This window comes from Hydrogenophaga sp. IBVHS2, from assembly GCF_002127215.1.
Taxonomy (GTDB): domain Bacteria; phylum Pseudomonadota; class Gammaproteobacteria; order Burkholderiales; family Burkholderiaceae_C; genus Hydrogenophaga.
The window spans coordinates 98,967-119,473 of the sequence record NZ_NFUT01000002.1; the positions used below are offsets into that span (position 1 = coordinate 98,967).

Here is a 20,507-nt window from a genome sequence, read left to right on the forward strand (position 1 = left end):
GGCCCGGGCCTAGCATGCCGGCCCATGTCGATGCTGCCCCCGCTCCTGCCGCCCACCGTCCCCCTCGACCAGCCGCTGCCGCACCGCAAGGTGATCCGGGGTTGGCTCACCCCCTGGGCCGATCGCCGCACGCTCCTGGCCCTGGGCCTGCTGGCCACCGATCTGCTGCTGTATGCCGCCTTCCTGACAGGCACGGTGTGGCTGGAGGCGGCGTGGGCCCGCCTGCTGTGCGGTCTGGCCCTGGGCTTCATGATCGGGCGGCTGTTCATCATCGGGCACGACGCCTGCCACCAGAGCTTCACACCGCATCGGCGCCTGAACCGCTGGCTCGGCCGGCTGGCTTTCCTGCCCTCGCTCACCCCCTACAGCCTGTGGGAGGTGGGCCACAACTTGGTCCATCATGGCTACACCAATCTCAAGGGGGTCGATTTCGTGTGGGCACCGCTCACACGGGCCGAGTTCCTGGCCCTGAGTCCTGCGCGTCGGTGGCTCGAGCGCCTCTACCGCAGCGGCTGGGGGCCGGCGCTGTATTACCTGATCGAGATGTGGTGGCTGCGCATGTTCTTCCCCAGCCGTGCGCGGATGGCCACGCGTCGGCGGGAGTTCTGGCTCGACAGCCTGCTGGCCCTGGCCGCCGGGGTGACATGGGTGGGTGGTCTGGCGGGGGCCGCCCTGGCGCTGGACCGTCCCGTCCTGCCCATGCTGGGCTATGGTTTCGTGGTGCCCTTCCTGTTCTGGAACGCCATGATCGGTTTCGTGGTGTATGTGCACCACACCCACACCGCCGTGCAATGGCACGACGACAAGACCGCCTGGGCCAGCGCCGCGCCTTTCGTGTCGACCACGGTGCACCTGGTGTTCCCCTGGCGCATCGGTGCCCTCATGCACCACATCATGGAGCACACGGCGCACCATGTGGACATGAGCATCCCGCTCTACCGGCTGCCGGGCGCGCAGCAGCTGCTCGAGCAGACCCTGCCCGGCCGGATCGTGGTGCAGCGCTTTTCGTGGCGCTGGTATTTCGAGACCGCCCGACGCTGCAAGCTCTACGACTTCGAACAGGCTTGCTGGACGGATTTCAACGGTCAACGCACCGGTTCTGCCCCGATTTCGGTCTGAAAACCCTGCGGTGCGACAATACGGGGCTAACTTCGACCGCAATGACCCAATCCTTTTCCGAACTCAACCTGTCGCCGTCCCTGGCGCGCGCCGTGGCCGAAATGGGCTACGAGAGCATGACGCCCATCCAGGCGCAGGCCATTCCGCACGTGCTGACCGGCCGTGACGTGATGGGAGCGGCCCAGACCGGCACCGGCAAGACCGCTGCCTTCTCGCTGCCGCTGCTGCAACGCCTGCTCAAGCACGAGAACGCGTCCACCTCGCCGGCCCGGCATCCGGTGCGGGCCCTGGTGCTGCTGCCCACCCGCGAGCTGGCCGACCAGGTGGCCGAACAGATCAGGCTGTACGCCAAGTACACCCAGCTGCGCAGCACGGTGGTGTTCGGCGGCATGGACATGAAACCGCAGACCGCCGAGCTGAAGAAGGGCGTTGAGGTGCTGGTGGCCACGCCGGGCCGCCTGCTGGACCACATCGAGGCCAAGAACGCGGTGCTCAACCAGGTCGAGTACGTGGTGCTGGACGAGGCCGACCGCATGCTCGACATCGGCTTCCTGCCCGACCTGCAGCGCATCCTGTCGTACCTGCCCAAGCAGCGCACCACGCTGCTGTTCTCGGCCACCTTCTCGCCCGAGATCAAGCGCCTGGCCAACAGTTACCTGCAGGACCCGATCACCGTGGAGGTGGCCCGTTCCAACGCCACCGCGTCCACGGTGGAGCAGCATTTCTACCGGGTCGAGGAAGACGACAAGCGTGCCGTGCTGCGCCAGATCGTGCGCGAGCGGGGCATCAAGCAGGCCTTCGTGTTCGTCAACAGCAAGCTGGGCTGCGCCCGGCTGGCCCGCGCGCTGGAGCGCGACGGCCTCAACACCACCGCCCTGCACGGCGACAAGAGCCAGGACGAACGCCTCAAGGCCCTGGAGGCCTTCAAGTCGGGTGCGGTCGATCTGCTGATCTGCACCGACGTGGCCGCCCGGGGTCTGGACATCAAGGATGTGCCGGCGGTGTTCAACATCGACATCCCGTTCAACGCCGAGGACTATGTGCACCGCATCGGCCGCACCGGTCGTGCGGGCGCGTCCGGGCTGGCGGTGTCCTTCGTGAGCGGGCGCGATGCCCGCCAGATGGCCGACATCGAGAAGCTGCTGGGCCGCAAGTTCGAGCTCGAAGCCCTGGAGCTGGAAGCCGACCGCCGTCCGGCCGGCCGCTTCAACGACGGCCAGCGGGCCTGGCAGCGCGATGGCGAACGCGGTGAGCGCAGCGAACGTGGGGAGCGCGAGGACCGTGCCCCGCGCGAGGCCCGGTCTGCGCCGGTGCGCCCGGCCCGTGCACCCCGTGCGCCGGCCGATCCGCTGTTCGACAAGCCGTATGAGCCCAGCGGTGCCGCTGCTGCGCCCGCGCCCTGGGAATCGGCGCAGAAGCAGCCCGCGCGCCTGTCGCCCAACATCAAGACCCGCCGCAAGGTGCCGGCGCTGTTCCGCAGCCCCCCGCCTGCAACCGAGCCGGAGCCGGTCGCATCGGGTGCGGACGCAGCCGCCCCCGACGGGCAGGGCAGCTGATCCCTCAGCCCTTGCCGGGCTTCGCCGCCTGTTCGCAGCGAACCGCCATGCGTTCCACCGAAGAGCCTCCGTCGCCCAGGCGGGCCGCCGTCAGACATCCTCCCCAGACACAGCCGGTGTCCAGGGCCAGCAGGCCCGGCCGGTCCACCGTGCCCAGCGTGGACCAGTGGCCGAACGCGATGCGTTCGTCCGCGCTGCGCCGGCCCGGCACGTCGAACCAGGGCATGAAGCCTTCCGGTGCCGCACCGGCGCTGTCCTTGGTCTTGAACTCCATCACGCCGTCGGCGGTGCAGAAGCGCAGCCGGGTGAGCGCATTGACGATCACCCGCAGCCGGTCGCTGCCTTGCAGGCCGTTGCTCCAGCGGTCGGGTGTGTTGCCGTACATCCCGCGCAGGAAGTCGGCCCAGTCGGCGCTGCGCAGCACCTGCGCCAGCTCGTCGGCCAGCGCCAGCGTCTGTGCAGCGTCCCACTGGGGCAGCACGCCGGCATGCACCATCAGCCAGCCATGGGCCTGCAGGGCCAGTGGCCTCTGGCGCAGCCAGTCCAGCAGGGCAGGGCGGTCGGGCGCCTGCAGGATGTCGTCCAGCGTGTCGCTGCGGTGCGGCGGCCGGATGCCCTGCGACACCGCCAGCAGGTGCAGGTCGTGGTTGCCCAGCAGGCAGTGGGCGGAACTCCCCAGGGTCATGAGGCGTCGCACCGTGGCCAGTGAAGCTGGCCCCCGGTTGACCAGATCCCCCAGCACATACGCGGTGTCACGGCTCGCCGAGAAGCCCACCTCGTCCAGCAGGCGGCCCAGCGCGTCGTCGCAGCCCTGCACATCACCGATCAAGTAAACAGCCATCGTCCGATTATGGATTTCCTGCTCATTGCCTTCCTGACCGTGCTCAACGGTGCCTTCGCCATGTCGGAGCTGGCGCTGGCGTCCAGCCGCAAGGCGCGCCTGGCGGCCATGGCCGAGGCCGGCGACAAGGGCGCGCAGACGGCGCTCGATCTGATGGACAACCCCACGCAGTTCCTGTCTTCGGTGCAGGTGGGCATCACGTCCATCGGCATGCTCAACGGCATCGTGGGCGAGGCGGCGTTCAGCGACGACCTGGGGCTGTGGCTGCAGGGCATGGGCATGACCGAGGGCACGGCCTCCATCGTGGCCACGGCCGTGGTGGTGGTGGTCATCACCTTCATCACCATCGTGTTCGGCGAACTGGTGCCCAAACGCATCGGCCAGCTGTATCCGGAGGCGGTGTCGCGCTTCGTGTCGCGGCCCATGGCCTGGGTGGCCAAGGGTGCCAAGCCCTTCGTCTGGCTGCTCACCCACACCACGCAATGGACGCTCAAGCTGCTGCGCATCGACACCAATGCGGTCCAGCATGTGACCGAGGAGGAGATCAACGCCAGCCTGGAAGAGGGCGTGGATGCCGGCATCATCGAGCAGCACGAGCACCAGATGGTGCGCAACGTGTTCCAGCTGGACGACCGCCAGCTCACCTCCATCATGATCCCGGCCTCCGACATCGAATGGCTGGACGCCCAGGACACCATCGACGAGGCGGTGCAGAAGGCCTGGGCCACCGGCCACTCGTGGTACCCGGTGTGCCGGGGCGGGCTGGATGACGTGGTGGGCGTGGTCCACCTGCCGCGCCTGCTGGCCCTGCAGGCCGAAGGCGTGCAGGACGCCATCGCCGGACATCTGCAGCCGGCGGTGTTCGTGCCCGAGACCCTGAGCGGCATGGAGCTGCTGGAGCAGTTCCGCTCACGTGCCACCCGCATGGTGTTCGTGGTGGACGAATACGGCGTGGTGCAGGGGCTGCTCACGCCGCTGGACATGCTGGAGGCCATCACCGGCGAGCTCAAGCCGGAGACCCCGGTGGACGCCTGGGCCACCCGGCGCGAGGACGGGGCCTGGCTGGTCGATGGCGCCATGCCGGTGGCCGAGCTCAAGGCCCGGCTGGACATCGACGAACTGCCCGACGAGGACCGGGGCCGCTACAACACGGTCGCCGGCCTGATGCAGACGGTGGCCGGCGCCTTGCTGGCGCAGGGCGAAGCCGTCGACTGCGCGGGCTGGCGCTTCGAGGTGACCGAACTGGTCGGCCGCCGCATCGAGCGGGTCCTGATCACGCCGCTGCCCGCCGCCGATGCGGGCGACGACAGCGACGGCTGACCTGCCGTGATCAGCGGTGGTTCGGGCCGTCGTCCGAACCCCGTGCGCGGCGGGAGGCACCGGCACTGTCGTCGGCGCCGCGGGTGCGTCCGCCATCGTCGGCGCCGCGATTGCGGCCGCCACCATCGGCCGTGCCGCCATCGTCACCTCCCCGGCCTCGGCCGCGGCCCTGGCCATGACCGCCTTCGCCGCCGTCGCCCGCGCCATCACCACCCCGACCATGCCCGTGGCCATGTCCATGGCCGCCAGACGAGGACGAGGAGGCACTGCCGCCCTTGCCGCCGCCCGAGCTGCTGCCAGACCCACCCGAGCCGCCCGAACCGCCACCGGACCCCCCGCCGGAGCCGCCGTTCTTGGCCAGTGCAATGCCCGACCCGAGGGACAGGACGAGTACGGTGATGAGGGTTCCCAGCAGGGGGCGGCGCGACGTCTTCATGGAAGGCTCCTTGTGTTGATGTGTGGGAATATTTCCCACGAACCCAGTATCTGTGGGAAATATTCCCACGTCAACGTTTTTGTGGGTTTTTTTCCCACGCTTGGCGTTACCATCGTGTCCAGATGTCAGCCAGCCCCCGCCCCGACCCAGCGACCCCGCAGCCGCCCCAGGCACTGACGGCCGGGCTGCGCCGTCTGCTGCGCCCGCTGGTGCGGTTGATGGTGGCGCGTGGCATCACCTACCCGTATCTGGCCGATCTGCTCAAGGGCCTGTTCGTGGAGGTGGCCGACGCCGACTTCCGCATCGATGGCAAGCCCCCCACCGACAGCCGCGTGTCATTGCTCAGCGGCGTGCACCGCAAGGACGTCAGCCGCCTGCGCGCGCTGGACCCGTCGCGCACGCTGCCGGCACCGGTTCCGCTCACGGCGCAGGTGTTCGCCCGCTGGGTGGGTGATGCGGCCTGGCGCAACCGGCGCGGCCAGCCGCTGCCGCTGCCCCGGCTGGCCAGCGATGGCGGCGAGCGCTCGTTCGAGGCCCTGGTGGCCGGCATCAGCACCGACATCCGCCCCCGTGTGCTGCTGGACGAGTGGCTGGACCGTGGGCTGGTGGTGCTGGACGACCAGGACCGGGTCTGCCTGCAGCCGCAGGCCCTGGTGCCGTCGGCCGACGAGCACGAAAAGCTGCACTACTTCATTCACCAGCTCCACGACCACGCGGCCGCCGCCACCCACAACCTGCTGGGGGGCGAGCCACATTTCGACCGCTGCGTGCATGCCGACGGCCTTACCGCTGCCGATGTGGCGGTGCTGCGCGACCTGGCCCGAGCCCAGGGCATGCAGGCGTTGCTGGTGCTCAACGACGAGGTGCAGCGGCTGCAGGCGGCGCACCGTCCCGACGACCCCGATCAACCGCCCGCGCAGGAGCGATTCACCCTGGGGGTCTATTTCTTCAGCGAGACGGTCGATGCCACGGCCGACGGAGCGCCACGATGACCGGCCAACGACTTGTCCTTCTCCTGTCCATGGTGGCCCTGTCCGGCTGCGCCGCCCTGGATGCACCGTGGCTGCGACCAGGCACCGACCCTGCCGCCCCGCGTCCCGCTCCGGCCTGCTTGGCCCCGTCGCAGACCAACCCGGCCCTGGCATCACCCGGCGGCATGGGCGGTACCGGCGCGGTGGCGGCGGTACCGCCCGGTGGCGGGGACGGCATCGGTGGCACCGGGCGCACGGCAGACGCCGGACCGCCGGGGCTGGGCGGCACCGGCATCGTGGGCGTGGTGACCGGTTTCGCCAGCGTCTGTGTCAACGGGGTGGAGGTGGAGCTGCAGCCCGATACCCAGCTGCGCCGGGACGGCGTGTCGGTGGGGCCGCGCGAGCTGGCGGTGGGTCAGCTGGTGGCGATTGCCGCCACCGGTGTCGGCCGCGAAGTGACCGCCTGGCGCATCGAGGTGATCGACACCCTGGTCGCGCCGGTCGAGACGGTGGACGTTGCGCGGCGGGAGCTCACCGCGCTGGGGCAGCGGGTGGTGCTGCTCAATCCGTCCGACGCTGCCGGGCTGCAGCGCGGCGACTGGGTGCGCATCAGCGGGCATCGGGGTGCGGCCGACGAGATCCGGGCGTCCGCGCTGGTCCGTGGGGCGGGCATCGAGCCGCGCGCCCGGTTGCTGGGGCGCGTGGCACGCGATGCCCAGGGGCAGTTGCAAGTGGCCGGCACCCGGGTGGAGGTGCCCCCCGGGCTGGCGCAGGCCCGGCCGGGGGACGAGGTGCTGGTGGTCGGGCTCTGGGACGGACAACAGCTCACCGCCAGCCGCGTCGATGTGCAGCCGATCCGCCGTGCCATCGGGGAGGCCACGAACCAGGCCGTGCTGCAGGGCTATGTGCAGTCCCGCCAGGGGCAGGTGGTGCAGCTCGGCTACGAGCAGGTGGAGCTGCAGACCACGACCCGGGTGTTCGGTGGTTCGCTGGACGCGCTGCAGACCGGTCGACCGGTGCAGGTGAAGGTCCGGCGCGGCGAGGATGGCCGCTGGCGGGTGGACGAGCTCTACCTGGGCCGCGAGGGCGGCCGCGGTGCGCGCAGCAGCGGCGAGCGGGGCGACGACGGCGGTGGCCGGCGTGGCCGCGGCAGCGATGGCGGTGGCGATGACGGCGGCAGCTCGGGCAGCTCGGGCGGGGAGAGCGGCAGTTCGGGATCGTCCGGGTCGTCGGGCTCGTCCGGCGGGGGCAAGGGCCGGGGGCGCGGCGGCAAGTGAGCCGCGGTCAGTAGTGCGGCGGCAGCTCGTCGCGCAGGCTGCGCGGCTCCCCGCCCGGCTCGTCTTCCCGGCGGCGGCGCAGCTCGGCGACTTCGGCCCGCAGGCGGTCGATCAGGTCCTGCTGCCGGGCCACCTGGGCATTGAGGGTGTCCAGCAGGTCATCGGCGAAGCTGAACCGGATTTCCAGATCGATCAGTCGCTGTTCGAGGGGGTGTGGCGTGCTCATGCCCCGTATTGGACACCCACCGGGGTGTCTTCAGTCATCGCTGAAGGGGGTCTGAAGATTTCCTGAATTCCCCTGGCGGCGATGCACCCCTACATTGGACCGGTTGCCCCCCTCCCACCTGCCGGCACCCCGGCCACCGAAAGGCCCCACCATGCTGCAAGCCCTGATCTTCGACGTCGACGGCACCCTGGCCGACACCGAACGTGTGCACCTGGAGGCGTTCAACCACGCCTTCACCGAGGAAGGCATGGACTGGCACTGGGACGAGGCCCGCTACCGCGACCTGCTGGAGATCTCGGGCGGCAAGGAGCGCATGCTCCATTTCTGGAAAGAGCGCTACCCCGAGCTGCGGGAGCTGGACCACGGCGCGGTGCGCAGCCGCATCGAGCGGCTGCACGAGATCAAGACCGCCTACTACGAGAGCGCCGTGCTCGACGGTCGGGTGAGCCTGCGCCCCGGCGTGCTCCACCTCATCGAGGAAGCGCTGCACGCCGGTCTGCAGCTGGCCATTGCCACCACCACCTCGCCGGTCAACATTGCGGCCCTGCTGCGCGCCGCCATGGGGCCGGACTGGCGCACCCACTTCGCGGCGGTGGGCGATGCATCGTCGGCCCCGGTGAAGAAACCGAACCCGCAGGTCTACCTGCAGGTATTGCGGGACCTCGATGTGCCCGCCGGCCGTTGCCTGGCCTTCGAGGATTCGCGCAACGGCCTGCTGGCCGCGCGGGCTGCCGGGCTCCAGACGGTCATCACCCCGACCGCCTTCAGCGGCCACCATGTGTTCGACGGCGCCTTGCGGGTGTTGCCCGACCTCGACGGCGTGGGCGTGGCCGACCTGCGCGCCTGGCATGCCGGGGTGGCGGTGCCGGCCTGAGCCCGCAAGGCTCAGGCCTTGAGCAGCGGCGTGTCGTGTTCCACCAGCAGGGCTTCGCCGCGCTCGATCACGAAGTAGCGGAAGGCTTCCGCAGCCGGTGACAGCACCTTGCTCTGCAGGTGCACCACATGCCAGGTGCGCATGACCGGCGTGCCTTCCACGTCCACCCGCTGCAGCAGGCCCAGCCGCAGCTCCAGGCCCACGGTGTGCAGCGACAGGAAGCTGATGCCCATGTCCGCCATGACCGCCTGCTTGAGGGCTTCGTTGCTGCTCATCTCCATGGTGATCTGCGGCTCGAAGCGCTGTTCGGCGAAAAAGCTCTCCATCGCGCTGCGCGTGCCCGAACCCTGTTCCCGCACGATGAAGGGGTAACCCGCCAGCGCCTTGAGCGGTGGATGGCCGATGCGCATGAGCGGATGGCCCGGGGGCGCCACGAACACCAGCGGGTGGGCGGCGAACGCCTCGCTGCGGGTGGAGAGCTCCGGCGGCGGTCGGCCCATGATCGAGAGGTCGACCTCGCCGGCCTCCATCTGCGCCATCAGCGCCTCGCGGTTGTTGGCCACCGTCAGCCGCACCTCGATGCCCGGGTGCTCCTCGCGGAACAGGGCCAGCAGGCGGGGCACGAAGTACTTGGCGGTGCTCACCATGCCCACGGTGAGCAGGCCATGTTCGAGCTTCTTGAACCGCGCCATGGCGTTCTCGGCGTCGCGCAGGGCGCCCAGCATGCGCTTGGCATGCACCACGAAGTATTCGCCGGCGGTCGACAGCGTCAGGGTGCGGCCGTGGCGGTCGAACAGCTGCAGGCCGACCTGGTTCTCCAGCTCCTTGATCTGCATCGACACGGCCGGCGGCGTGAGGTGCAGGGCGTTGGCCGCCGCCGTGATGCCACCGCGCTGGGCCACTTCCAGGAAGACCCGCAACTGCCTGAAGCTCAGGTTCATGGTTCAGCCTTTCCTGAATCGAAAGCCAACAAAGTTTGACTGGCCTTTATAGCAGTGCCGTTCCACCATGGCACCCGTGCTGACCCGATCCCGGCGGCGGCGCTCACCAGGAGACACCATGAATGCACCCGTCGACGCGGGCCTGAGGGCCGACGCCACCCAGATCACCGACAGCAAGAAGCGCTACAGCGCGGGCGTGCTCAAGTACCGGCAGATGGGCTACTGGGTGCCCGATTACGAGCCCAGCGCCACCGACACCGTGTGCCTGTTCCGCATCACGCCGCAGGACGGCGTGGACCCGGTCGAGGCTGGCGCGGCCGTGGCCGGCGAGAGCAGCACCGCCACCTGGACCGTGGTCTGGACCGACCGCCTGACCGCCTGCGAGAACTACCGCGCCAAGTGCTTCCGGGTGGAGCCGGTGCCGGGCCGGCCGGGCGAGTATTTCGCGTGGGTGGCTTACGACATCATCCTGTTCGAGGAAGGCTCGATCGCCAACATGACGGCCAGCCTGATCGGCAACGTGTTCAGCTTCAAGCCCCTGAAGGCGGCGCGGCTGGAGGACATCCAGATCCCGGTGGCCTATGTGAAGACCTTCAAGGGCCCGCCCACCGGCCTGATCGTGGAGCGCGAGCGCCTGGACAAGTTCGGCCGCCCGCTGCTGGGTGCCACCACCAAGCCCAAGCTGGGCCTGAGTGCGCGCAACTACGGCCGCGTGATCTATGAAGGCCTCAAGGGCGGACTGGACTTCATGAAGGACGACGAGAACATCAACTCGCAGCCCTTCATGCACTGGCGCGACCGCTTCCTGTACGTGATGGACGGCGTCAACAAGGCGAGTGCGGCCACCGGCGAGGTCAAGGGCAGCTACCTGAATGTGACGGCCGGGACCATGGAGGCCATCTACGAGCGCGCCGAGTTCGCCAGGAGCCTGGGCAGCGTGATCGTGATGATCGACCTGATCGTGGGCTGGCCCTGCATCCAGTCCCTGAGCGAATGGTGCCGACGCAACGACATGATCCTGCACCTGCACCGCGCCGGCCACGGCACCTACACCCGTCAGAAGAACCACGGCGTGAGCTTCCGCGTCATCGCCAAATGGCTGCGCCTGGCGGGCGTGGACCACATGCACACCGGCACGGCGGTGGGCAAGCTCGAGGGCGACCCGCTCACGGTGCAGGGCTACTACAACGTCTGCCGCGACAGCTTCACCCGCAAGGACCTGCCGCGCGGCCTGCACTTCGACCAGGACTGGTGCGACCTGAAGAAGGTCATGCCGGTGGCCAGCGGTGGCATCCATGCCGGCCAGATGCACCAGCTGCTGCACCTGTTCGGCGACGATGTGGTGCTGCAGTTCGGCGGCGGCACCATCGGCCATCCGGCCGGCATCCAGGCCGGCGGCGTGGCCAACCGGGTGGCGCTGGAATGCATGGTCAAGGCCCGCAACGAGGGCAAGGACATCCTCAACGAGGGTCCCGAGATCCTGAAGGCGGCGGCGCGTTTCTGCACGCCGCTGAAACAGGCGCTCGACACCTGGGGCGACATCAGCTTCAACTACACGCCCACCGACACGTCGGACTACGCCGTCACGCCCGCCGTGGCCTGATCCACCGCACCACCGGAGCCAACGCCATGATGACCAACCCCACCGGCCGCGTGACCCAGGGCCAGTTCAGCTTCCTGCCCGACCTCAGCGACGACGAGATCCGTGCCCAGATCGACTACGGCCTGGCCCGTGGCTACGCCTGGAGCGTGGAATACACCGACGACCCGCACCCGCGCAACACCTACTGGGAGATGTTCGGCATGCCGATGTTCGACCTGACGGATGCGGCCGGCGTCATGCTGGAGCTGGCGAGCTGCCGCCAGACCTTTCCGCAGCACTACATCCGCCTCATGGCCTTCGACAGCACGCGCGGCATCGAGAGCATCGCCATGAGCTTCATGGTCAACCGGCCGACCACCGAGCCCGGCTTCGGTCTGGTGCGCCAGGAAGCCGACGGTCGCCAGATCCGCTACACCATCCACAGCTACGCCACGGACCGACCCGAGGCCCAACGCTACTGAGGCCGGCATGAACATGCTCTACGCCATTCCGGGGTCGGAGACCCGTGCCGCCGAGGGGGCTGCGCCCGCCGCCGTGGCCGTGCCCCGCAGTGCGCCCCGCACCGTCGGCGAGGTGCTGGCCCACAGCCAGGTCGAGCCGGTGCTGGCCGAGCTCGATGCCGACCTGGTGGGGCTGCAACCGGTCAAGCAGCGCATCCGCGACATCGCCGCGCTGCTGGTGATCGACTGGCTGCGCATGGGTCACGGGCTGCAGGCGCAGACCCCGTCGCTGCACATGTGCTTCACCGGCAACCCCGGCACCGGCAAGACCACCGTGGCCCTGCGCATGGCGACCATCCTGCACCGGCTGGGCTATGTGCGCAAAGGCCATCTGGTGGCGGTCACGCGCGACGATCTGGTGGGCCAGTACATCGGCCACACCGCACCCAAGACGCGCGAGGTGCTCAAGAAGGCCATGGGCGGCGTGCTGTTCATCGACGAGGCCTACTACCTCTACAAGCCCGAAAACGAGCGCGACTATGGGGGCGAAGCCATCGAGATCCTGCTGCAGGTCATGGAGAACCAGCGCGACGACCTGGTCGTCATCCTGGCCGGCTACAAGGACCGCATGGACACCTTCTTCCAGAGCAATCCCGGCATGAGCAGCCGGGTGGCCCACCACCTCGACTTCCCCGACTACGCGCACGACGAGCTGCTGGCCATTGGCGACCGCATGCTGGGTGCCATGAACTACCGCCTGGCCCCGGGCGCCCGCGAGGTGTTTGCCGAGTACCTGCAGCGCCGCCAGGGCCAGCCGCACTTTGCCAATGCCCGCAGCGTGCGCAATGCGCTGGACCGCATCCGCCTGCGCCAGGCCAGCCGCCTGTTTGCCGACCGCGACCGGCCTCTCTCCGAGGACGATCTGGTCACGCTGCAGCCCGAAGACATCCGCGCCAGCCGGGTGTTCACCCTGCCGGTTGCCTCCCCCTGATCGACCCACTTGCCGTTCCCCGGTGCCCATGCCATGCCGCTCTCCCGCCGCTCCACCCTGACCCAGTTCCTGATCGAGGAACGACGCCGCTACCCCGAGGCCAGCGGTGACTTCAATGCCCTCATCCTCAACGTGGCGCTGGCCTGCAAGGCGATCGCCCGCAGTGTGTCCTTCGGCGCCCTGGGCGACGCGATGGGCTCGCACGGCAGCACCAATGTGCAGGGCGAGGTGCAGCAGAAGCTCGACGTGCTGAGCAACGACATGTTCATCCGCGCCACCGAATGGGGCGGCCACCTGGCCGGCCTGGCGTCGGAAGAGATGGAACTGCCCTGGCCCATGCCGCGCGAGTTCCCGCGCGGCAAGTACCTGCTGGTGTTCGACCCGCTGGATGGCTCGGGCAACATCGACGTGAACGTGTCGGTGGGCAGCATCTTCAGCGTGCTGCGGGCGCCGGCCGACGTGCTGGCCACCGGCCGCGACGTGACGGTGGACGACTTCCTGCAGCCCGGCGCCCGGCAGGTGGCTGCCGGTTACGCCATCTATGGCCCCACCACCATGCTGGTGCTCACCGTGGGCAGTGGCGTGCATGGCTTCACGCTCGACCCCAACCTGGGCGAGTTCAAGCTGACCCACCCGGCCATCCGCATCCCCGAAGAAACCCACGAGTTCGCCATCAATGCCTCCAACAGCCGGTTCTGGGAAGCGCCGGTCAAGCGCTATGTGGACGAATGCATGGCCGGGCGCAGCGGCGTGCGCGGCAAGGACTTCAACATGCGCTGGATCGCCAGCATGGTGGCCGAGGCGCACCGCATCCTGATGGGGGGCGGCGTGTTCCTGTACCCGCGCGACAGCAAGGACCCGTCCCGCGCCGGGCGCCTGCGCCTGCTCTACGAAGCCAACCCGATTGCCATGCTGATGGAGCAGGCCGGCGGTCGGGCCAGCACCGGCCGCGAGCCGGTGCTGTCGGTGCAGCCGACTTCGCTGCACCAGCGCATCGGCCTGGTGTTCGGCTCGCGCAGCGAGGTCGAGCGCATCGAGCGCTACCACGCCGAGCCGCTGTCGTGGAAGGACAGCAACCCCCTGTTCGCCGAACGCAGCCTGTTCCGCGACGCGGCCTGATCGCCCTCCCTCAGAGACCCCCATGTCCGAACGCCACCCCATCATCGCCATCACCGGCTCCAGCGGTGCCGGCACCTCCACCGTCACCCGCACCTTCGAGAACATCTTCCGCCGCGAGGGCGTGAGGGCCGCCATCGTCGAGGGCGACAGCTACCACCGCTTCGACCGCCAGGCCATGAAACAGCGCATGGCCGAGGCCGAACGCGCCGGCGACATGAACTTCAGCCACTTCGGTGCCGAGGCCAACCTGTTCGAGGAGATCGAGGCGCTGTTCCGCGAATACGCCGCCACCGGCCAGGGCCGCAGCCGCAAGTACCTGCACAACGCCGAAGAGGCCGCACCCTACGGCCAGGAGCCCGGCACCTTCACCGCGTGGGAGCCGCTGCCGCCCGACACCGCCATGCTGTTCTACGAAGGGCTGCACGGCGCGGTGGTCACGCCCGAGGTGAACGTGGCCCGTTACCCCGACCTGCTGGTGGGGGTGGTGCCGGTGATCAACCTGGAGTGGATCCAGAAGCTCTGGCGCGACAAGCACCTGCGCGGCTACAGCGCCGAGGCGGTCACCGACACCATCCTGCGCCGCATGCCCGACTACGTGAACTACATCTGCCCGCAGTTCCAGCACACGCATGTGAACTTCCAGCGCGTGCCGGTGGTGGACACCTCCAACCCCTTCGTGGCGCGCGACGTGCCCACGGCCGACGAGAGCATGGTGGTGATCCGTTTTGCCAAGCCCAAGGGCATCGACTTCCAGTACCTGCTGAGCATGATCAACGGGTCGTGGATGAGCCGCGCCAACACCATCGTGGTCCCGGGCGGCAAGATGGAGCTGGCCATGCAGCTGATCTTCACGCCCTTCATCTGGCGCATGATGGAGCGGCGCCAGCGCGCGCTGGGCCCGGCATGATGCGGCGCTTCGAACTGGTGCTGTTCGATCTGGACGGCACCCTCATCGAGACCGCGCCCGAGATCGCGGACGCGGTCAATGACACCCTGGCCGCAGTCGGCAAGCCGGCGGTCACGCAGCAGCAGGTGAACGGCTGGATCGGTCACGGCACACGCGAGCTGCTCATCCAGGCGCTGGCCTGGTGCGAGGGCTCATCCGCCGATTCGGTGCGGCACAGCGCCGGGTTTGCGCAGACCGAAGCCGTGTTCGCACGGCACTACCTGGCCCGCTGCGGCACCCGCAGCCACCTGTATCCGCAGGTGCGCGAGACCCTCACCGAACTGCGCGCTCAGGGCGTGAGGCTGGTGGTGGTGACCAACAAGGAAGACCGCTACACCCGCACCGTGCTGGATGCCCACCGGCTCATGCCGATGTTCGACCGGGTCATCAGCGGCGACACGCTGCCGGTCAAGAAGCCCGACCCCACCGCCATCCGCACCTGCCTGCACGACTTCGGCGTGGCGCCGGCGCAGGCGCTGTTCGTGGGGGATTCGTCCATCGACGTGGCCACCGCCCGCAATGGCGGCATCGCGGTGTGGGCGCTGCCCTATGGCTACAACATGGGCGACCCGATCGAGGCCTGCGGCCCCGACCGGGTGATCGCCGACGTGTCGGCGCTGCTGTCCTGAATCAGGCCAGGGTGTCGGCCCAGATGTTGCGCGCCCAGGCCATGGCGTACTGGCCTTCCAGCGCGCTGGCCTGTGCCGACAGGCCGCCCGATCCGGGCACGGTGAGCATGGTCTTCTTCTCGGCGTCGTAGCGGTGCACGCTGGCCACGTGCACCACGTCGGTGGCGGTGACGAAGCTGTAGCAGGTGTTGGCGTAGATCGGCAGGGCCGGCGGTTCCTTGCCCTGCAGCAGCGACACCACGGCGGCCGCGCAGGTCTTGCCGTGCTGGTTCGCCATGTGACCCGACTTGGGCATGAGCGGTGCCACCTGGATGGCGTCGCCCAGCACGTGGATGTTCTTCTGCGCCTTGGATTCGAAGGTCAGGAAGTCCACCTCGCACCAGCGGTTGTTGGCGGTGGCCAGACCGGTCTTGACCGCGATGCTGCCGGCGCTCTGGTTGGGAATGACGTTGAGGATGGCGGCCTTGAAGTCGTCGTTGAACTCGAACTTCAGGGTGCTGGTGGCCACATCCACATCGACCACCTTGTGCTTGGGGCGGTACTCGATCATGCCCTTGTAGTGCTCGTCCCAGGCCTTGAGGAACAGGCCCTTCTTGGACGTGATGTCGTCGTTGGCGTCGAAGATCACCACCTTGCTGCGCGGCTTGGCCTGCTTGAAGTAGCTGGCCACCATGCAGGCGCGCTCGTACGGGCCGGGCGGGCAGCGGTAGGGCGCCAGCGGGATCGACATGGCGAACACACCGCCGTCGGGCATGGCTTCGAGCTGGGCGCGCAGGGCGGCGGTCTGGGGGCCGGCCTTCCAGGCGTGCAGCACCTTGTCCTGTGCGCCGGGCTTGTTCAGGCCCGGGATGTCGTTGAGGAAGTCGATGCCGGGCGAGACGATCAGCCGGTCGTAGGGCAGTTCGGCACCACCGGCCAGCTTCACCGTGCGCTTGGTGGCGTCGATGCTGTCCACCCGGTCGCGCACCAGGCGCACGCCGTGGCGCTTGCTCAGGTTGTCGTAGGGCGTGGTGATGTCGGCCATGGTCTTGTGACCGCCCACCACCAGGTTGGAGATGGGGCACGACACGAACATGGCGCTGGGCTCGATCAGCGTCACGTCGATCTGGTAGTCGGAGAACATGCGCACGTACTTGGCGGCGGTGGCGCCGGCGTAGCCGCCACCGATCACCACCACCTTGGCGCTGCTGCCCCCGGTGCTGGCGCAACCCCCCAGCAGACCCAGTCCGGCCACGGCCGAGCCTGCGCCCAGCGTCTGTACGAATTGACGGCGTTTCATGGTGGCGCTCCTCAGGGTTTCTGTGCGGCGAAGTAGGCCGAGATCTGGGCCAGCTGCTCGTCGGTGTAGCCCTTGGTCAGCTGGTGCATGATGGTCGCGGGACGCTGGCCGTTCTTGTAGGCCAGCAACTTGGCGAGCATCTCGTCCTTGTTCTGGCCGGCCAGGTTGAAGCCGCCTTGTTGTGCCCGGCCGTCGGTGCCGTGGCAGTTGGCGCAGGCCGCAGCCCACACCTTGACTTGATTGACTTGGGCTTGGGCGCCCAGGGAAGCGGCCAGCAGCGTGCCTGCGGCCAGCCATTTCAACGTGGTGTGCATCGTGATCTCCAGCATCTCGTCGGGAAAGGTCCTCGGAAAATGTAGCAGACACCCCCCATGGCGTCGCAGCGGCATGACGGCGCCGAGAGGGTATTGGAGATGAGGGTTAGTACCCATCCAAATATTAGCAATCACTCATATATTCATGTTTATGGGTCCGGGCACTTGCGCGGGCCGTCCGCTTCTCTGTGCCTTTTCAAGGAAGACCCCGTGTCCGACGACCTTCGCCATGTGATCGGCCGCATCCTGCCGGCACCGGAAAACCACCTGGACGCCGCCCGCATGGAGGCCGCGCGCAAGGCTCGCCGCTCCTTCATGGGCAAGGCGCTGGCCATGGGTGCGGGTGCGGTGGCGGCCGCCGGTGCGGCCCGTCCGGCCCGGGCCGAAGGCGAGGACGCCATCCTGAAGCTGCCCGAACACACCACCGGCCTGGGCCAGGGCGTGGCCACCGACGGCTACGGCAAGCCCAGTAGGTGGGAAGGCAACCTGCAGCGCCGCCAGAGTCCGGGCCTGACCCGCGTCAACCAGGCTTCGGTCAGCTTCACGCCGCTGCAGGGCCTGTTCGGCATCATCACGCCCAACGGGCTGCACTTCGAGCGGCACCACCAGGGCTGGTGGGACATCGACCCCTCGAAGCACCGGCTCATGGTGCACGGCCTGGTCAAGCGCGAGCGCGTCTTCACCATGGACGACCTGATGCGCCTGCCCAGCGTCTCGCGCATCCATTTCATCGAATGCGGTGCCAACACGGCGCCCGAGTGGGGCAACGTGGCGCTGCCGTCGGTGCAGTACACGCACGGCATGCTGAGCTGTTCGGAATTCACCGGCGTGCTCCTGTCCACCCTGCTGGAGATGTGCGGCTACGACAGGAAGCTGGGCCGGTATGTGCTGGCCGAAGGCGCAGACGGTTCGTCCATGACCCGAACCATCGACATCGAGCGCGCCATGGACGACTGCATCGTCGCCTGGGCCATGAACGGCGAGATGCTGCGGCCCGAAAACGGCTATCCGTTGCGTCTGGTCGTACCCGGCATTCAGGGCGTGAGCTGGGTGAAGTACCTGCGGCGTCTGGAGGTGGGCGACCAGAAATGGGCCACCAAGGACGAAGCCATCCACTACATCGACCACATGCCCGACGGCACCCACCGCCAGTACACCGGCATCCAGGAGTGCAAGAGCGTCATCACCACGCCCTCGGGCAGTCAGACGCTGCTGGACAAGGGCTACTACAACGTGACCGGTCTGGCCTGGTCGGGCCGGGGCGCCATCAAACGGGTCGACGTGAGCGTGGACGGCGGCCGCAACTGGCGCACCGCACGGCTCGAAGGCCCGGTGCTGCCCAAGGCCCTGACCCGTTTCAACATCGACTGGGTGTGGGACGGCAGGCCCGCCATCCTGCAGAGCCGGGCCATCGACAGCACCGGCTATGTGCAGCCCAAGATCAACCAGCTTCGTGCGGTGCGCGGCACCCGCTCGGTCTACCACCAGAACGCGATCCAGTCGTGGCGGGTGGCCGAGAACGGCGAAGTCTCCAACGTTCAGGTGTTCTGATCATGCGCCCCGTTCTTGCTGCCCTCGCACTGGTTGCATCGTCTGTCGCCCTACCGGTGTTCGCGCAGGCTCAGCCCTGGCATGAACTGGGGCGCCCGGCCACCCAGGCCGAGATCAAGGCGTGGGACATTGACGTACGCCCGGACTTCAAGGGCCTGCCGGCTGGTGCGGGCAGCGTGTCGCTGGGCGAGCGGGTGTGGGAGGCCCAGTGCGCGTCCTGCCACGGCGTGTTCGGTGAATCCAACGAGGTGTTCACGCCCATCGTGGGCGGCACCACGAAAGCGGACATCGAGCGCGGCCGGGTGAAGAACCTGGAGCAGGGCAGCACCTTCCCCCAGAAGACCACCATGATGAAGGTGGCCACGGTCTCCACGCTGTGGGACTACATCAACCGCGCCATGCCCTGGAACGCGCCCAAGTCGCTCAAGACCGAAGAGGTCTATGGCGTGGTGGCCTACATCCTGCACCTGGCCGATGTGGTGCCGGCCGACTTCACCCTGAGCGACAAGAACATCGCCGAGGTGCAGCAGCGCATGCCCAACCGCAACGGCATGGTGTTCCACGAGCCGCTGTGGAAGGTGAACGGCAAGGGCGATGTGAAGAACGTGGCCTGCATGAAGGACTGCCCGACCGAGGCTGCGGTGCGCTCCTACCTGCCCGATTTCGCCCGCGATGCCCACGGCAACATCCTGGAGCAGAACCGGGTCGTCGGCCCGGTGCGCGGCGCCGACACCACCCGCCCGCCGCCGGCCAGCCTGCCCAAGGGTGCCGCTGCTGCACCCTTGGTGGTGGCCGCTGCTGCCGCCACCGGCCCTGACGTGAAAGGCCTGCTCTCGAAGCATTCCTGCACTGCCTGCCACGGCATGACCAGCAAGATCGTGGGTCCCGGCTTCAACGAGATTGCCGCCAGGTACAAAGGCCGTGCCGATGCCGAGGCCTACCTGACCGGCAAGATCAGGAGCGGTGGCTCCGGCGTGTTCGGCCCGGTGCCCATGCCGCCCCAGCCCCAGCTCTCCGAGTCCGATGCCCAGGCCATGGCCCGCTGGATCGCTGCGGGCGCCCGCTGAAGCACCACGAATGGAGCCTTTCGATTGACCATGACCGCGATGCGCCCGTAATTCCCACAGTCGCAGCGCCATGCCCCCCTCGGTACACTCGCCCTTCGCTTTTTTCCACAGGAGCCATCCATGAACCGCTCACGCCGCGTTGCCCTCCAGTCCACGGGCGCTTTTGCCACCCTCGTGTCGCTGGGTCTCATCACCCAGAGCCAGGCCCAGGCTGCCGTCAGCGCCGCCGGCTTCGAGGCCAAGAACCTGGCCGATGCCCTCAAGGCCATCGGCGGCACGCCGGCCACCAGCGACCAGGTCACCGTGGTGGCCCCCGACATCGCCGAGAACGGCGCCGTGGTGCCGGTGGGCGCGGTCAGCAAGCTGCCCAACACCACCGACATCATGATCGTGGTGGAGAAGAACCCCTCGCCCCTGGCGGCGGCCTTCACCATCCCTGCCGGCACCAATGCCGATGTGCAGACCCGCATCAAGATGGGCCAGAGCTCCAACGTGATCGCCGTGGTCAAGGCCGACGGCAAGCTGTACTCGGCCACCAAGGAAACCAAGGTCACCCTCGGCGGCTGCGGCGGCTGAACGCCCGCGTCCCGAGCCGATCCTTCCCACCGAACATCTCAGGAGATTCCCATGGCAGATCCGATGCGCATCCGCGCCGCCGTCGCCGGCGACGAAACCACCGTCCGCGTGCTCATGTCCCACATCATGGAGACCGGCACCCGCAAGGACGCGAACGGCGCCACCATCCCGGCGCACCACATCAAGGACGTGCAGGCCACCCACAACGGCAAGGTGGTCCTGCAGGCCCAGTTCAGCGGCGCTGTGGCCCAGAACCCCTTCCTGTCCTTCAAGTTCAAGGGCGGCGCCAAGGGCGACAAGGTCGTGGTCAAGTGGACCGACAACAAGGGCGACAGCCGCACCGACGAAGCGGTGATCAGCTGACCCCCCCGCCGCGCTGCGCGCGACCCCCCCAGGGGGGCGTCACCGGTGGGCCGGCGGAGCCGGACCCA

General features: G+C 68.5%; 22 protein-coding genes. 16 read left to right on the plus strand and 6 right to left on the minus strand.

Annotated elements, in window-relative coordinates; translation table 11 throughout:
* The first annotated feature begins 24 nt into the window (after positions 1 to 24).
* Both CAP38_RS05195 and CAP38_RS05200 read left to right on the plus strand, forming a co-directional pair.
* The gene (locus CAP38_RS05195) at positions 25 to 1,119 is read left to right on the plus strand and encodes a fatty acid desaturase (RefSeq protein WP_086119859.1); all 1,095 of its coding nucleotides are present in this window, start codon (positions 25 to 27) and stop codon (positions 1,117 to 1,119) included.
* A 41-nt stretch (positions 1,120 to 1,160) separates the two neighbouring features.
* Positions 1,161 to 2,675, plus strand: coding sequence for a DEAD/DEAH box helicase (locus CAP38_RS05200; RefSeq protein WP_086119860.1), 1,515 nt, complete (start codon positions 1,161 to 1,163; stop codon positions 2,673 to 2,675).
* A 4-nt stretch (positions 2,676 to 2,679) separates the two neighbouring features.
* Here CAP38_RS05200 and CAP38_RS05205 read toward each other — a convergent pair whose 3' ends face one another.
* Entirely contained in the window at positions 2,680 to 3,516 is an 837-nt protein-coding gene (locus CAP38_RS05205; RefSeq protein ID WP_086119861.1) for a symmetrical bis(5'-nucleosyl)-tetraphosphatase, read from the minus strand.
* 9 nt (positions 3,517 to 3,525) lie between these two features.
* On the opposite strand from CAP38_RS05205, the gene CAP38_RS05210 reads away from it, so the two are divergent.
* Positions 3,526 to 4,836 (plus strand): hemolysin family protein, encoded by a 1,311-nt coding sequence (locus tag CAP38_RS05210; RefSeq protein WP_086119862.1) that lies wholly within the window; start codon positions 3,526 to 3,528, stop codon positions 4,834 to 4,836.
* Between the two features lie 10 nt (positions 4,837 to 4,846).
* On the opposite strand, the gene CAP38_RS15135 is transcribed toward CAP38_RS05210, so the two are convergent.
* Entirely contained in the window at positions 4,847 to 5,272 is a 426-nt protein-coding gene (locus CAP38_RS15135) for a hypothetical protein (RefSeq protein WP_143435753.1), read from the minus strand.
* A gap of 122 nt (positions 5,273 to 5,394) precedes the next feature.
* Here CAP38_RS15135 and CAP38_RS05220 point away from each other — a divergent pair, with 122 nt between their 5' ends.
* Positions 5,395 to 6,264 carry a DUF6502 family protein gene (locus CAP38_RS05220; RefSeq protein WP_218776558.1) on the plus strand — a complete coding sequence of 290 codons (870 nt, stop codon included), beginning with the start codon at positions 5,395 to 5,397 and terminating at the stop codon, positions 6,262 to 6,264.
* The gene (locus tag CAP38_RS05225) at positions 6,261 to 7,520 is read left to right on the plus strand and encodes a DUF5666 domain-containing protein (RefSeq protein ID WP_143435754.1); all 1,260 of its coding nucleotides are present in this window, start codon (positions 6,261 to 6,263) and stop codon (positions 7,518 to 7,520) included. Before CAP38_RS05220 ends, CAP38_RS05225 begins: the two co-directional genes overlap by 4 nt.
* A 7-nt stretch (positions 7,521 to 7,527) precedes the next feature.
* On the opposite strand, the gene CAP38_RS05230 is transcribed toward CAP38_RS05225, so the two are convergent.
* Positions 7,528 to 7,746: a SlyX family protein gene (locus tag CAP38_RS05230; protein ID WP_086119865.1), complete on the minus strand. Its 219-nt coding sequence runs from the start codon at positions 7,744 to 7,746 to the stop codon at positions 7,528 to 7,530.
* A 151-nt stretch (positions 7,747 to 7,897) separates the two neighbouring features.
* Between CAP38_RS05230 and CAP38_RS05235 the strand changes: the two genes are divergently transcribed.
* A complete protein-coding gene (locus CAP38_RS05235; RefSeq protein ID WP_179188464.1) occupies positions 7,898 to 8,620 on the plus strand; it encodes an HAD-IA family hydrolase in 723 nt (240 codons plus the stop codon).
* Between the two features lie 11 nt (positions 8,621 to 8,631).
* Here the strand turns inward: CAP38_RS05235 and CAP38_RS05240 are convergent, their stop codons facing one another.
* Positions 8,632 to 9,561, minus strand: a complete 930-nt coding sequence (locus CAP38_RS05240) for a LysR family transcriptional regulator (protein ID WP_086119866.1) — start codon at positions 9,559 to 9,561, stop codon at positions 8,632 to 8,634.
* Positions 9,562 to 9,679: 118 nt separating this feature from the next.
* Here CAP38_RS05240 and CAP38_RS05245 point away from each other — a divergent pair, with 118 nt between their 5' ends.
* Genes CAP38_RS05245 through CAP38_RS05270 form a run of 6 tightly spaced genes read left to right on the plus strand, consistent with a single transcriptional unit; the run spans position 9,680 to position 15,289 of the window.
* Positions 9,680 to 11,164, plus strand: coding sequence for a form I ribulose bisphosphate carboxylase large subunit (locus CAP38_RS05245; protein ID WP_086119867.1), 1,485 nt, complete (start codon positions 9,680 to 9,682; stop codon positions 11,162 to 11,164).
* A 26-nt stretch (positions 11,165 to 11,190) separates the two neighbouring features.
* On the plus strand, positions 11,191 to 11,625 hold the full coding sequence (locus tag CAP38_RS05250) for a ribulose bisphosphate carboxylase small subunit (RefSeq protein WP_086119868.1): 435 nt from the start codon (positions 11,191 to 11,193) through the stop codon (positions 11,623 to 11,625).
* Between the two features lie 7 nt (positions 11,626 to 11,632).
* Complete coding sequence (cbbX, locus tag CAP38_RS05255; RefSeq protein WP_086119869.1) at positions 11,633 to 12,595, plus strand: CbbX protein; 963 nt, start codon at positions 11,633 to 11,635, stop codon at positions 12,593 to 12,595.
* Between the two features lie 33 nt (positions 12,596 to 12,628).
* Positions 12,629 to 13,714, plus strand: coding sequence for a class 1 fructose-bisphosphatase (locus tag CAP38_RS05260; protein WP_086119870.1), 1,086 nt, complete (start codon positions 12,629 to 12,631; stop codon positions 13,712 to 13,714).
* 22 nt (positions 13,715 to 13,736) lie between these two features.
* Complete coding sequence (locus CAP38_RS05265; RefSeq protein ID WP_086119871.1) at positions 13,737 to 14,621, plus strand: phosphoribulokinase; 885 nt, start codon at positions 13,737 to 13,739, stop codon at positions 14,619 to 14,621.
* Positions 14,618 to 15,289, plus strand: coding sequence for a phosphoglycolate phosphatase (locus CAP38_RS05270; protein WP_086119872.1), 672 nt, complete (start codon positions 14,618 to 14,620; stop codon positions 15,287 to 15,289). The genes CAP38_RS05265 and CAP38_RS05270 overlap by 4 nt, the downstream gene beginning before the upstream one ends.
* 1 nt (position 15,290) lies before the next feature.
* On the opposite strand, the gene CAP38_RS05275 is transcribed toward CAP38_RS05270, so the two are convergent.
* Positions 15,291 to 16,568, minus strand: coding sequence for an NAD(P)/FAD-dependent oxidoreductase (locus CAP38_RS05275; RefSeq protein ID WP_086119873.1), 1,278 nt, complete (start codon positions 16,566 to 16,568; stop codon positions 15,291 to 15,293).
* A gap of 11 nt (positions 16,569 to 16,579) precedes the next feature.
* Complete coding sequence (locus CAP38_RS05280; RefSeq protein WP_086121041.1) at positions 16,580 to 16,882, minus strand: c-type cytochrome; 303 nt, start codon at positions 16,880 to 16,882, stop codon at positions 16,580 to 16,582.
* 282 nt (positions 16,883 to 17,164) lie between these two features.
* Between CAP38_RS05280 and soxC the strand changes: the two genes are divergently transcribed.
* The 4 genes from soxC (at position 17,165) to soxZ (ending at position 20,439) form a co-directional block, all read left to right on the plus strand.
* Entirely contained in the window at positions 17,165 to 18,433 is a 1,269-nt protein-coding gene (gene soxC / locus CAP38_RS05285; protein WP_086121042.1) for a sulfite dehydrogenase, read from the plus strand.
* A gap of 2 nt (positions 18,434 to 18,435) precedes the next feature.
* A complete protein-coding gene (locus CAP38_RS05290; RefSeq protein WP_086119874.1) occupies positions 18,436 to 19,500 on the plus strand; it encodes a c-type cytochrome in 1,065 nt (354 codons plus the stop codon).
* A gap of 120 nt (positions 19,501 to 19,620) precedes the next feature.
* Entirely contained in the window at positions 19,621 to 20,076 is a 456-nt protein-coding gene (gene soxY / locus CAP38_RS05295; protein ID WP_086119875.1) for a thiosulfate oxidation carrier protein SoxY, read from the plus strand.
* 51 nt (positions 20,077 to 20,127) lie between these two features.
* Positions 20,128 to 20,439, plus strand: coding sequence for a thiosulfate oxidation carrier complex protein SoxZ (gene soxZ / locus CAP38_RS05300; protein ID WP_179188465.1), 312 nt, complete (start codon positions 20,128 to 20,130; stop codon positions 20,437 to 20,439).
* Positions 20,440 to 20,507: the final 68 nt, after the last annotated feature.